The organism is Marinomonas posidonica (assembly GCF_043643765.1).
In the GTDB taxonomy this organism is placed as follows: Bacteria; Pseudomonadota; Gammaproteobacteria; order Pseudomonadales; family Marinomonadaceae; genus Marinomonas; species Marinomonas posidonica_A.
In genome coordinates this window covers 134133-147084 of the sequence record NZ_JBHZSP010000007.1, presented here as the reverse complement: position 1 = coordinate 147084, position 12952 = coordinate 134133, and the positions used below count along the sequence as shown (strand labels likewise).

At 43.2% G+C, this 12952-nt stretch carries 11 protein-coding genes; 6 read left to right on the top strand and 5 right to left on the bottom strand.

Going from position 1 to position 12952, the window contains the following annotated elements:
- Positions 1-22 precede the first annotated feature (22 nt).
- Positions 23-994, top strand: coding sequence for an aspartyl/asparaginyl beta-hydroxylase domain-containing protein (locus ACHUFM_RS09780; protein ID WP_394181854.1), 972 nt, complete (start codon positions 23-25; stop codon positions 992-994).
- Between the two features lie 22 nt (positions 995-1016).
- On the opposite strand, the gene ACHUFM_RS09775 is transcribed toward ACHUFM_RS09780, so the two are convergent.
- The 5 genes from ACHUFM_RS09775 to ACHUFM_RS09755 all read right to left on the bottom strand — a co-directional run bounded on the left by ACHUFM_RS09775 (position 1017) and on the right by ACHUFM_RS09755 (position 6033).
- Positions 1017-1913, bottom strand: a complete 897-nt coding sequence (locus tag ACHUFM_RS09775; RefSeq protein WP_394181852.1) for a LysR substrate-binding domain-containing protein — start codon at positions 1911-1913, stop codon at positions 1017-1019.
- A gap of 82 nt (positions 1914-1995) precedes the next feature.
- Positions 1996-2742 carry an amino acid ABC transporter ATP-binding protein gene (locus tag ACHUFM_RS09770; protein WP_463514363.1) on the bottom strand — a complete coding sequence of 249 codons (747 nt, stop codon included), beginning with the start codon at positions 2740-2742 and terminating at the stop codon, positions 1996-1998.
- The gene (locus ACHUFM_RS09765) at positions 2735-3685 is read right to left on the bottom strand and encodes an amino acid ABC transporter permease (RefSeq protein WP_394181850.1); all 951 of its coding nucleotides are present in this window, start codon (positions 3683-3685) and stop codon (positions 2735-2737) included. Before ACHUFM_RS09765 ends, ACHUFM_RS09770 begins: the two co-directional genes overlap by 8 nt.
- A 154-nt stretch (positions 3686-3839) precedes the next feature.
- Positions 3840-4646 carry a transporter substrate-binding domain-containing protein gene (locus ACHUFM_RS09760; RefSeq protein ID WP_394181848.1) on the bottom strand — a complete coding sequence of 269 codons (807 nt, stop codon included), beginning with the start codon at positions 4644-4646 and terminating at the stop codon, positions 3840-3842.
- A 184-nt stretch (positions 4647-4830) separates the two neighbouring features.
- Complete coding sequence (locus tag ACHUFM_RS09755) at positions 4831-6033, bottom strand: cystathionine gamma-synthase family protein (RefSeq protein ID WP_394181846.1); 1203 nt, start codon at positions 6031-6033, stop codon at positions 4831-4833.
- A 276-nt stretch (positions 6034-6309) separates the two neighbouring features.
- Here ACHUFM_RS09755 and ACHUFM_RS09750 point away from each other — a divergent pair, with 276 nt between their 5' ends.
- The 5 genes from ACHUFM_RS09750 (at position 6310) to ACHUFM_RS09730 (ending at position 12947) form a co-directional block, all read left to right on the top strand.
- On the top strand, positions 6310-7320 hold the full coding sequence (locus tag ACHUFM_RS09750; protein ID WP_394181844.1) for a LacI family DNA-binding transcriptional regulator: 1011 nt from the start codon (positions 6310-6312) through the stop codon (positions 7318-7320).
- 106 nt (positions 7321-7426) lie between these two features.
- On the top strand, positions 7427-8407 hold the full coding sequence (locus ACHUFM_RS09745) for a sugar kinase (protein WP_394181842.1): 981 nt from the start codon (positions 7427-7429) through the stop codon (positions 8405-8407).
- Positions 8382-9368, top strand: coding sequence for a 2-hydroxyacid dehydrogenase (locus tag ACHUFM_RS09740; RefSeq protein ID WP_394181840.1), 987 nt, complete (start codon positions 8382-8384; stop codon positions 9366-9368). Before ACHUFM_RS09745 ends, ACHUFM_RS09740 begins: the two co-directional genes overlap by 26 nt.
- 159 nt (positions 9369-9527) lie before the next feature.
- Entirely contained in the window at positions 9528-11120 is a 1593-nt protein-coding gene (gshA, locus tag ACHUFM_RS09735; protein WP_394181838.1) for a glutamate--cysteine ligase, read from the top strand.
- A 312-nt stretch (positions 11121-11432) separates the two neighbouring features.
- The gene (locus ACHUFM_RS09730; protein ID WP_394181836.1) at positions 11433-12947 is read left to right on the top strand and encodes a bifunctional metallophosphatase/5'-nucleotidase; all 1515 of its coding nucleotides are present in this window, start codon (positions 11433-11435) and stop codon (positions 12945-12947) included.
- The last annotated feature ends 5 nt before the right edge of the window (positions 12948-12952 follow it).

The following is a 12952-nucleotide window of genomic DNA, read 5'->3' as shown; positions in this document are numbered from 1 at the left end:
ATTCATTCTTTAGGATAAAGAAATGCAGTTTGCCGTCATTCTATTCTTCGCAGTGGTCTTCAGTTTATCTTCCATGTATTACATTTACACCTATCGTGGCAACATTCGCTACACTTGCTGGACGGAATATTTACGCAAGGGCTGGCCGATTTTTGCGCCCATGAATTGCTTGTTATATTTGTTTTCTAACAAGCAAGTGAAACAACCTATTATCGATACACTGCAGTTTAAAGAACTAGACGAACTGCGTGATAACTGGGAAGTCATCCGAGATGAAGCGCTAGCTCTCCAGCAACAAGGCGATCTGGAAAATATTAACCAGCCTGGTTCCGATGCTTACTATGACGTAGGGTTTCGCACTTTCCATAAATATGGCTGGCGTAAATTTTATTTGAAGTGGTATGGCTACACGCACACATCAGCGCAAACCATGTGCCCTAAAACAACTGAAATCCTTAGCCGAATAAAGAACATCAATGGTGCTATGTTTGCTTACATGCCAGCCGACTCTGAGTTAACTCGCCACCTCGATCCTGTGGCTTGTTCTTTGCGTTATCATTTGGGCTTGCAAACACCTAATTCAAAAAGCTGCTTTATTAATGTGGATGGCCAAGAATACGCTTGGCAAGATGGCAAAGATTTGTTGTTTGATGAAACCTATTTGCACTTCGTCAAAAACAACACAGAAGAAAGCCGTTTAATTCTAATGTGTGACTTTGATCGTCCGGTAAACATTTTTGGTAGGGTTATCAATTCTTGCTATAAGGTTTTAATGAAAGCCTCTCTTGTCCCCAATACAGCAGAGGACAGAAGTGGTCTAGCGAATAAAATCTTCAAAACAGTTACGCCTATGCTGCAACGTAGTAAGGAATTGAAAAAAACCAACCGAAAAGCTTATAAGTACTTAAAGTACACAGTAAACACCTTGCTATTACTGATGATTTTTGGGGGGATTGCAGGCATCATTGGATTATTCAGTTGGCTGTTTTTCTAACGCAGGAAGACTGATTTTATCTTTAAACAGGTTTACCTCTGTGAGCCTGTTCTAATAACCAATCAAAAAACACTTGTGCTGCGGAAGGTAATGTCGCGCTCGACGCTTTCACTAAATAGAATGACTCACTGGCTTCAATATTTTTCTTAAAAGGAGCAATCAAGCGCCCTTCTGCAATCAAATCTTCAACCATAGACGATCTTGCCAGTGCCACACCTTGCCCCAGTTCCGCCATACGTAGCGTCGAGACTAAGGTATCAAACTGCATGCCTTTGGAAAAATCGACCTTATCTTCCCCCATAATATTAAGCCAATACCCCCAGCCTTCTTCATAGCCAAGTACATGCAATAAAGTATGATGAGCCAAATCCGCTGGCGACGCTAAGCGATTACTCTGCAGCAAACCAGGTGAGCAGACGGGCATCAAGCTATCCCATGTTAGACGCTGCGACAACAAACCTTGCCAGTCACCGTGCCCCCAACGGATTTCCATGTCCTCTTCAGCATCCCATTCCGCCAACCAGATATGGCTCGCATAACGAATGTCTATATGAGGATATAACGCATTGAAGTCGGCTAATTTGGGGGCCAACCAATAGCTAAAAAAGGACAAGCTACCACGCACTTTAACAATACTTTGATTATCTGGAGAGAAAATCTCGCTGGTACCAACAGACAAACGGCTAATGGCGTCTTGCACAACAGGGTAATACGCTCGACCATCTTTGGTCAGGGTCAAGCCACGAGGCAAACGTTGAAAAAGCGCTGTGCCAAGATGACTTTCGAGCAAGCGTATGTGCTGACTAACCGCGCCTTGAGTCAGACACAATTCAGCCGCAGCATGCGTAAAATTAAGATGGCGTGCAGACGCTTCAAAGGTATGTAGCCAATTTAAGGGAGGGAGAGATTTTTGATTCATACTCGGTGCCTAGCAAGTCGCCTTGATCATAAAGAGCAAGGCGACTTTAACCGAAAGCACGGTAGACATAAAGTCTAAGCGCTTATAGCACTTGACCAAGGAAACGCTGTAAGCGTGGGTTATCCGATTCAAAGAAACGCTCTGGCGACTCTTCAAAGACCAACTCCCCATCTTCCATAAAGACGACGCGATCCGCCACTTCACGGGCAAAGCCCATTTCGTGAGTCACAACCACCATGGTCATACCGTCACTGGCAAGACTTTTCATGACATCCAACACTTCCCCAACCATTTCAGGATCAAGGGCACTGGTTGGCTCATCAAACAACATAATTTTTGGCATCATTGCCAGTGCACGAGCAATGGCAACACGTTGCTGCTGACCACCGGACAAGTGCGATGGGTAGTTATTCATACGCTCTGCCAAGCCCACACGTTTCAGTAGTTCACGGCCTTCGCTGTCTGCTTCCTGTTTAGACTTTTTTAATACCTTGATCGGCGACAACATGACATTGCCTAAAGCGGTTTTATGTGGAAATAAGTTGAAAGATTGGAACACCATGCCCACTTCTTCACGAACTTTATTGATGTTGGTTTTCTTGTCAGTCAAGCTAACATCATCAATCAGAATTGTGCCTTTTGAAATGGTTTCCAGCTGGTTCAATGTGCGCAAAAAAGTTGACTTACCGGAACCACTAGGACCAATAATGACCACCACTTCACCGCGCTTAATGTCCAAAGACACCTGTTTCAACGCATGACAGCCATTTGGATAAATTTTGTCGACATTTTCGGCGCGAATAATTCGCTCGTCTACTTGCTTAGTCACTGGCTGACAACCTCTTCTCTAGATATTGAATCGCCCAAGATAACGCACCCGTTAACACTAAGTACAATAGGGCTACCGTAAACCAAACTTCAAAAGGCGCGAAAGTAGAACTCACGACTTCACGACCCGCTTTGGTCAAATCGGTAATCGAAATAACAGACACCAAAGAGGAGTCTTTAATCAAGTTAATGAACTGACCAGCCATCGGTGGCAATGTTCGCTTAAACGCCTGTGGCAAAATAACATTCACCATGGCTTGAACATAGTTCATCCCCAAACTACGAGCCGCTTCCATTTGTCCTGGGTGGATTGATTGAATACCAGAACGAACGATCTCAGCAATATAAGCCCCAGTAAAAACAGAAAGCGCGGCGACACCTGCTGTGAAGCGGTCCAAACTTAATACGGTACCAATAAAGAAATAGAAGATGAAAATCTGTACCAGAAGCGGCGTACCACGAATCAACTCAATATAGGTAATGGCGAGATAACGCAGTACTGGATTATGAGAAATACGAGCCAGACCGGTAAACAAGCCAATAATGACTGCAAAAATCAGTGAAACCACAGACAATTTCAGTGTAATCCATAAGCCCCAGGTAATGGGTCCAATAGTCCAACCGGTTTGCTCAGCGACGGCATCGCCTTCAAACACTAAATCACCATCATAGATCATGGCCTCATCAAAATCCTTGATGATCAAAGGGTCAAGACCAATATCGGATTCAATCGTGATGGTATTGGTTGCATCGTCTACATAAGCCGTGCCATCAAAAGGTGCCCGAATTTCAGTCGGCTCAGTACTCACAATGTATTGGGGAATACGTTCCCAACGCCAAGTGTAATCAATGCTTTTACTGGAGGCGTAAATACCAAAGCCCAATCCAACTAGGATCAGCAAAAATAAGCCTTTCCATAAAAGCAGGTGTGATTTATTTTCCATCGATGAGAGGTTCCCCGTCGTGTTTCCAACTTAAATTAAGAATAGGCATCCAAACCTACTAGGACACTAGCCACCTTAACTAAGGTGAATCGCTAGCTGTTATGAAAACAAAAAGTGGCGCTGTCAGCGCCACTTTTTATAACAGGAGCGGATTTTACTGGATGTTTTTCATCCATGCATCACTTACGAACCATTTGTTGTAAATTTTATCGTAAGTCCCATCGCCTTTGATCTGAGTTAGGTAGTTGTTTAGGAAGTTCATGAAGTCTGGATCACCTTTACGAACGGCCATACCAAGAGGCTCGTAAGTGAAAGGAGTATCTAGGTGAACAACCTTAGACGAGTTTTGAGCGGAGTAAACTGAGTTGTATGGTAGGTCATAAACAAATGCATCCGCATTACCATTAATCACTTCCAAAGCACCCTCAGACTCTGTTTCAAACAGGTTAAGTTTCGCTTTGCTTAGGTATTTCTTCGCCGCGTAATCTGCCGTTGTGCCTAATTTAGTCGCTACTGTGTATTGGCTATTATTCAAATCACGGTATGACTTAACTTTGCCTTCCAGTTTAGGATTCAACAGAATCGTTTGACCAACAATGATGTAGGGGTCAGTAAAGTTAACTTTTAAGTTACGCTCAGCCGTGATAGTCATACCAGAAATGATGATGTCACACTTGCCAGTTAACAGCGCTGGAATAATGCCATCCCAAGCAGTGTTACGTAGGTCTACTTTTACACCCATCGCTTTCGCCATTGATTTTGCGATATCCACGTCAAAGCCAACAATGTTGCCTTTTTTGTCACGCATATCAAAAGGAATGTAACCCGCTTCAAGACACACTTGCAGCTCGCCACGTGTTAGGATTTCATTCAAAGTGGATTTTTCCCAAAGGTTAATGTCTGAAGCAGACGCAACCGTTGCGCTGACCATAGCAGCAAAAGCAATCAGTACTTTTTTCATTGTTTCATGTCCCCAATTTAAATTGTGGGTTAAGAAAGACGACTGACTCGAACTTTCCCAACATTTATTATCATAGTGTTATAACTGGCCGCACATAATACATAAATTCATTAAAACAGTCCTTAGGAAATACGGAATTTCTACTGTATTAAAATGAGCTTGCGTCCTAGTGCTTCAAGCAAGCTTACCTGCAAGAAGCATTCCGAACAAACTCAAATGCCTGCTTAAGATCAAAAATTAAATCTTCAGTCTCTTCAATGCCCACAGAAATTCGCACTAACCCCTCAGAAATCCCCAAAGCCTGACGTTCTTCTAACGTGTTTTCCACATGACTCGTGGTTCTCGCTGGACCATAAATGGTTTCGACGGCCCCCAAGTTACCCGCACAATGCGCGTACTGCAATTGCGGTAGTAAACGTGTCACGATCTCCATACCTCCTGAGAGCACAAAACTAACCATAGCACCAAAACCGTGCATTTGCTCACAAGCAATTTGATGACCCTTGTGATTTGCTAACCCTGGGTAATTCACAGCCTCCACCATCGGCTCAGTCAGCAAAAATTCGGCAATGGCTTGTGCACTTGCTTGCTGCTGACGAATTCGCAAAGCTAACGTTTTGATGCCACGAATAATCAAATAAGCCGAAAATGGGTCCAATGAAGCACCGTTTATTTCACGATAATGTCTGACCTTCACCATCAAGGCTTCTGAACCACAGACCAAGCCGCCCATAGCATCAGCATGACCACTTAAAAACTTGGTCGCACTGTGAATCACAATATCCACCCCCAAAGCCAACGGGTTTTGGTTCAACGGCGTAGCAAAGGTATTATCCGCCATGACAATGGCACCTACCTTTTTAGCCGCTGCGGTTAAACGCTTAATATCGACAATTTTTAACGTCGGGTTGGTGGGGGTTTCCAGATAAAGTACATCGCAGCCTTTGGCAATTTCTGCTTCTATCTGCTCATGACTATGAGTCTCACATAACACCACCTCTACCCCCATACGCGGTAAAAACTCTTCGAATACTTTATTCGTTCCGCCATAGCTGTCTTTGGTGGACACCACACGGCTACCATTTTGTAGAAAGGTATATAGCGCACTACTAATAGCGGCCATGCCAGTACTAAAAGCCACGGCTGACTCCGCTTTTTCCAAGGAGCAAATTTTAGCTTCAAGAGTTTCAACCGTCGGGTTACTCATTCGACTATAAATAAAACCAGGAGCGTCACCTAATGCTACATCATACCAATGATCGATATCTTGATAGCCGTAAGCCGCACTCGCGACAATAGGTGTTTGCGTTGCTCGATATGGATGCCCGTCTTCTTCACCACCCCATACTGCCTTAGTTCCAAGACCTATTTTTCTCTTCTCTGTCACCCTAATCACCTACTAAATTCTGACAAAATTACGCTATTAATAACGCCTACTATAAGTAAGTCATTCGATAAGTAGTAATCATCAAATTCGAGGTTAAGGGTCGATTTTATTAATGGCCGATCTAGTAGTCCCTTAATGGTTATCAAGCTTTCACTCTTGTTGGAACGTTAAGCTACGTTGACCCATAAACCCAAACAAGTGATGACAGAAAAATTGCCTAAAACACCCTGCATACATTAGAGTAAATGCCCTTCTTCATTGTTTTCGAGAACCGCTTTGCAAAAGAAAAAAGGCTTCGCCACCATCTCCGATGTTGCCAAACATGCCAATGTTGGCAAAACCAGTGTGTCACGATATTTAAACGGCGAGCAGAATAAACTATCAGAGCAAATGGTAGATAAAATTGCTAATGCCATCAAAATGCTGGATTACCGCCCGAATCAATCTGCTCGCATGTTAAAAGCAGGACAATCAAAATTGATTGGTCTGTTATTAGCGGATGTAACCAACCCTTATTCCATTGATGTTTTGCAAGGTATTGAAGATGTCTGTCGTCAGCAGGGTTATATGTTGATGGTATGCAACACCAATAATCAGCAGGACCTACAAGCACAATATTTAAGTTTATTGGAAGCTCATCGTGTCGATGGATTAATTATCAACACAGCAGGTATGACCCCCAAACAAGTCACTCATTTTCAAACCCTAAGTTGCCCATTGGTACTGGTAGACAGAATCAATACTTCTCTCGGATATGATTCAGTTGGACTGGATAATCATCAAGCCGCTACTCAAGCCTGTCAGCATCTATTCAGCGAATCTTATGATGCACTATTGGTCATCACAGAATCATTAGAAGTTGAGCCAAGGCAAGCACGAGTGAACGCAATAAGTGACTTTTTTGACCAAAATACAAGACTCCAACACCAAGTGTTTGAAATGGATAAAATGTGTGTTGATTCCATCGCACAAGCCATCACAACATTCACGGCAGCATTTCCTCAACAAAAGAAAGCCATCTTCACCACCAATGGCGTTGCTATGATGAGCACAGCAAAAGCCTTGAAGGTGCTTAATCTACAAATCCGCCGTGACATTGGTTTAATCGGCATTGATGATCCTGAATGGGCGCAACTATTTGAAGGCGGTATCACTGTCATGCGACAGCCTTCTAAAGTCATAGGCCAAACTGCGTGTGAGCGCCTACTAACTCGCATTCAAGGCAGTCAAGAAGCACCACAACACCTAACACTTTCCGCTGAGCTTATCGTTCGAGAATCCACTTAAATAGACGACCAAAAAGCCGACCGAGTTTCACTAAGATTGAAAATGGAACCGGTTCCATTTATAGTCATTCATTCCAATAATAACGATAAACTAAAAGGGGTTTACCATGTCAAATACGCCAAGCTTTGTCACCATAGGGGAAGCCATGACCATGTTTGTGGCGAACACCCCTGGAGAATTGTCACAAGTGACTTCATTTTCCCGATCTCTCGCTGGCGCTGAAGTCAATGTCGCTATTGGTATGGCAAGGCTGGGATTTCATTCGACGTATGTCACTAAAGTCGGTAATGACAGTTTCGGAGACTTTATCAAGCAGTCGGCTCAGCACGAAAAGATTCAGGCCAATTACATTTTAGAGAGTACCACCAATAACACGGGCTTCATGCTTAAATCCAACGTCACGGATGGCAGTGACCCAAAGGTGGAATATTATCGTCGCAACTCGGCGGCTTCGACCTTAAACACCGACGATATTGATAGTGAACTCTTTCATCCGCAACCTCACTTGCATCTTACCGGTGTATCTGTTGCCGTTTCCGAAACACTTCGCGGTGCGGCAAAGAAAGCATTGAAACTGGCCAAAGCACAAGGTTGTCGAGTTTCTTTCGATACCAATTTGCGTCCAGCTTTGTGGCCAGATCAAGCTACCATGATTAAAGAGATCAATGATTTTGCCTTTGCAAGTGACATCGTTTTACCCGGCATTGAAGAAGGAAAGATCCTTGCAGGAAGCGATCAACCTGAAGCAATTGCCGACTTTTACTTGCGTCATGGCAGTCAAGCTGTGGTAGTAAAACTTGGTAGTCAAGGCGCATACTATAAAACCAACAAAGGTGAATTTGGTACGGTGGCTGGGTTCCCTGTCGACACAGTAGTTGATACGGTAGGGGCTGGAGACAGTTTCGCAGTTGGTGTCATTTCCGCTTTATTGGACGGCCAAGATATTGCTCAAGCGGCACGCCGAGGAAATTTGCTAGGCTCTTTAACCGTACAGGTTCGCGGGGACAGTGAAGGCTTACCAACAAGAGACGTACTGAATCAATTAGAAAAGGTGAATAAACATGAAGCCCAAAGTACTGCTCTATAAACCCCTTCCTAATGACGAACGACAGCGTCTTGCAAGGCACTTTGAAGTCATGGCATTCGATGGTTTTCATGGTCATAATGAAGATGAATTCTTGGCCGCTTTACGAGAAGCAGAAGGCATCCTTGGCGGCTCAGGTATCAAACTATCAAAAGAACAACTTGAACAGGCCGTCAATCTTAAAGTAGCTTCCACTATTTCCGTTGGCACAGATCAATATGATTTAAACTATCTTGCACGTCGTAACATCCCTGTGATGCACACTCCTGGCGTACTCAACGAAACCACCGCCGATACTCTGTTTGCTTTGATTATGTGTACTGCCAGACGCGCCGTTGAACTGTCTTGCATGGTAAAAGAAGGTCGCTGGAAACAGACGGTAGGTCCTGAACTTTACGGCACCGATGTACATGGTAAAACGCTGGGCATTATTGGTATGGGACGGATTGGTCAAGCCTTGGCAAAACGCGCACACTTAGGCTTTGACATGAAAATTCAATACACCAATCGTCGTCGTAATCCAGATGCAGAACAGTCCTATCAAGCAAGTTATATGGACATTGACAGCTTACTTGCTAGCTCAGACTTTGTCTGCGTTATGACACCATTAACACTGGAAACAGAAGGTATGATTGGCGCGCGAGAATTTGCTTTGATGAAAACCGACAGCATCTTTATTAATGGTTCAAGAGGCAGGGTTATAGACGAAGCAGCCTTGATACAAGCACTACAGAACCAGCAAATTCGAGCCGCGGGATTGGATGTTTTTCAACAAGAACCTTTGCCTGCCGATTCCCCATTATGCCAATTAGACAATGCTGTGCTCTTTCCACACATAGGCTCTGCCACAGTGGAAACGCGCCATAAAATGATTACTTGTGCTGTCGATAATCTAATCCACGCTATGTCAGGGGATTATTCACAAAACTGTGCGAATGGTCATTTATTAAAAAGCGTAGATTAGCGGCTTATCCGTCATTCATCTATGGTCTTTCTGCTATATATTACAGAGGTCAAGTCTGCAACTTTTGTGCACACTGTTAGGGATAACTTGCCGCATGCAAGCTAGGCCGAGTACAATCTGAAAAATTTTATTTAGCCGTATTTGTAGAAGGAACACTTCTTGACCACCTTAACCAATGCACTACAAGCATTAGCGGATTTTTGCCAGCAGTCTGACTCCTCTACAGCCATCACTTTCCATCGTGGTGTAGAACGAGAAGCGTTACGAGTTGACCGTTCAAGCGGGCGAATTTCCCATAAACCACACCCTAAAAGTCTTGGTTCAGCTTTAACCCATAGCGCCATTACAACAGACTACTCTGAAGCGCTTATGGAGTTCATTACACAAGTGCACCCAAGTGTGGAAGGGGTAACTCAAGAATTAGAAGACATCCACAACCTCGTTAACCACGAATTGAACCAACTAAACGAATCCCTCTGGCCAGCCAGTATGCCTTGTTTTTTAGAGGGTAACGACGATGTACCAATTGCTTATTATGGTGAATCCAATACCGGCAAACTAAAACGAGTTTACCGTGAAGGCCTTTCCAATCGATACGGTCGTATTATGCAATGCATCGCTGGCATGCATTACAACTTCTCCTTTGATGAGAGCTTTTGGTCCTTTCTTGAAACCTATAAAGGCCATACCAATCTCTCAGAAGCCGATAAGCAAAAATTTCAGTCCGATAGCTACTTTGCTTTGATTCGAAACTTTCGACGTCACTCTTGGTTACTTTCACTCTTATTTGGTGCCTCGCCTGCCATTGACGAAAGCTTTTTAAAAGATAAGCCTGACGCTCTTAGCACACTACAAGAGAGAACTTGGTTTGGACCAAAAGCAACCTCATTAAGAATGAGCGACTTAGGCTACCAAAATAAGGCTCAAGCGGATTTATACGTTTGCTATAATGAAGTCGATACTTACATCAGCACCATCAAAAAAGCCTTACAAACGCCTTATCAGAAGTATCAGAACATTGGCTTAAAGGTAGATGGACAATATCGTCAGCTGAATACCAACCTATTGCAGATTGAAAACGAATACTACAGCGACATTCGCCCAAAACGCGTCACCCAACCCGGTGAGCACCCAAGTGCAGCACTTCAATCTCGTGGCGTTGAGTACATCGAAGTGCGTATCATGGACCTAGATCCAAGCTCTCCAATCGGCATGCAAACCGCCACACTCTACTTTCTTGATGTATTTCTGCTGTATTGTATGTTGCGTGGTGATGAACACTTGGATGCACATGAATGCAATAAATTGAGAGAACTGCAGCAACAAATCGCGTCCCATGGACGAGATCTGGACATGGCATTCGACTTTGGTCACGGGGGGGTGAAACTTCGTGACAAAGCTAACACTGTGATCGAAGCCTTATTGCAAGTGGCACAATTTCTTACAAGCCAAACAGGTAACACAGCATATCTAGATGCCGTCCAACAACAAGCAGATAAGCTAAAAGACGAAGCAAAATTACCATCGGCACAAATGCTCAGCCTTTGCGAAAACCACCAAGGCTACCAAAATGCCATGCTGGAACTATCAAAGCAGCAACAAGCTGACTGGTTAACGCGTCCGCTTTCAGCCGAAATAAAACAAGCATTCGCCACTAAAGCGGACGCCTCTATTGAGGAACAACAGGCCATTGAAGCGGCCGATTCGTTGGACTTTGATGACTTCCTAAAAACCTATCTCACACCACAATAATTCGGCTTGGAGCGGAATCAAATCCTCTTAATAATGACAACTTGATTCCGCTATGTGGATTTTGACATAATCACGTTCATCAGCAAGTAATACCCTCTTCCTCCTACCTACTAAGACCTACCAACAAGGAATAGCAAGCGATTATTACAAATTCCTTTCATCGGCAAATAGACAGCTGGATTGAAGCCTAACTCTAAGTTTCTCACCACAGAGAAACTCCTCCTAAAAGCACTTTAATATGCTATAACTTGAAGAGAAGACGATAAAATGACCTCCATCTTGAACCGTGCCCTTAGTTAGAATAAATATTTTATGCGTATCATACAAACAGCTTGGCGACTTATAGAAAACAGACTATTTGCACTATTTGCTTCTTTTTTAATCACCCACAGTGCTTGGGCACACTCTTCGTTTACACTTATATTCGATGCTGAAATGTCAGTTATCAATGATGCAAAACAAGGCACTTATGCGCAATTAGCGACTCTAGTTGAGCAACAAAGACAACAAAAAGACAATGTCTTTTTTATTTTTGGTGGAGAAAGCTTAGGACCTAGTATGTTGTCTTCAATGGATCGAGGATCACATATTATCGACCTATTAAACAGCCTTAGTCCTAATGTCATGGGAGTCTCAAAACGCGAGTTCAGCTACCAAGAAGATGAGCTGACATTACGCTCCTACGAAGCTTCATTTCCTATTGTTTCTAGCAACTTGTATGACCCTCTAACAAATGGCAATCTTGAAGGTCTGAAAACCTACAGTATCCTCCAACAAAATGAGGTTAAACTTGGTTTTTTGTCTATTGTTTCTCCAAATATCACCCAAAAATACCCCACTGACCGAGTACAGATTCTACCTCCTCAGGCGACCGTGAAAAACACAGCTCAAACATTAAGGCAACAAGGGGTAGACTTTATTATTATGCACTACTCCACTTACTCTCCTCAGGTAGATGAATGGCTGAAAAAAGGCATCATTGATCTGGCATTATTCGTTGATCAAAACTTCCATTTGACACCATATTATAATCATCCACACCATCCGCGTAATATAATATTAAGCCAAACTGCTTATGCGCTAATATTAGACATAACACCAGTCAATACTGGGTACAGAGAAGTCCAAATAACCAAACAAGAAATCGATCTGAGAAGTTTAGCATCTAAAGCAGATGTATTGTCTCAAGAGATGGATTATGGGAGTCGATTAAGTACCTTACTATCAAAAACCATTGGCACTACCAGTACGAATATCAACTTGATTAGGCACGACATAAGAACCACAGAAAATGCTTTTGCCAATTTTGTAGCAGATACCTTAAAAGACTTTACAGGGGCGGACATCAGTCTATTAAATAGCGGGACATTACGAGGAAACAAACGCTATCCTGCTGGTAGCCAGCTTTCTATCAAAGACATTCGCAGCATCATGCCTTATCGTAATACCATGGTGTTAATAGAAGCTAAAGGCCAACAAATATTACAAGCCTTAGAACACGGTCTATCTGGTTTAGCCACAACCAGCGGACAATTTCTTCAAGTATCTGGTATACAAGTGATCTATAACAGTAAGCAGCCCATTGGCAACAGATTAGTATCAGTGTCATTCGAAGGAAGACCAATCGAACCGGAATTAACCTATAAATTGGCCACCCTTGATTATCTTAAAAATGGCGGGGACGGATTTGAGATGTTCATTCAGAGCCAGCATTTTGATTACAAAAAACCATCCAGTTTAATCCTATCCGATCTCATATTAGAAAAGGTATATAATGAAAAAATCATTTCCCCCAGAATAGATGGCCGATTACAAGACATACACTAAAAGAA

Bases quoted from the DNA above. Each gene is read 5' to 3' on its own strand.
- ACHUFM_RS09780 (WP_394181854.1), top strand. From the start codon at position 23: ATGCAGTTTGCCGTCATTCTATTCTTCGCAGTGGTCTTCAGTTTATCT.
- ACHUFM_RS09760 (WP_394181848.1), bottom strand. From the start codon at position 4,646: ATGAAAAAAGTACTGATTGCTTTTGCTGCTATGGTCAGCGCAACGGTT.
- ACHUFM_RS09765 (WP_394181850.1), bottom strand. From the start codon at position 3,685: ATGGAAAATAAATCACACCTGCTTTTATGGAAAGGCTTATTTTTGCTG.
- ACHUFM_RS09775 (WP_394181852.1), bottom strand. From the start codon at position 1,913: ATGAATCAAAAATCTCTCCCTCCCTTAAATTGGCTACATACCTTTGAA.
- ACHUFM_RS09730 (WP_394181836.1), top strand. From the start codon at position 11,433: ATGCGTATCATACAAACAGCTTGGCGACTTATAGAAAACAGACTATTT.
- ACHUFM_RS09740 (WP_394181840.1), top strand. From the start codon at position 8,382: ATGAAGCCCAAAGTACTGCTCTATAAACCCCTTCCTAATGACGAACGA.
- ACHUFM_RS09745 (WP_394181842.1), top strand. From the start codon at position 7,427: ATGTCAAATACGCCAAGCTTTGTCACCATAGGGGAAGCCATGACCATG.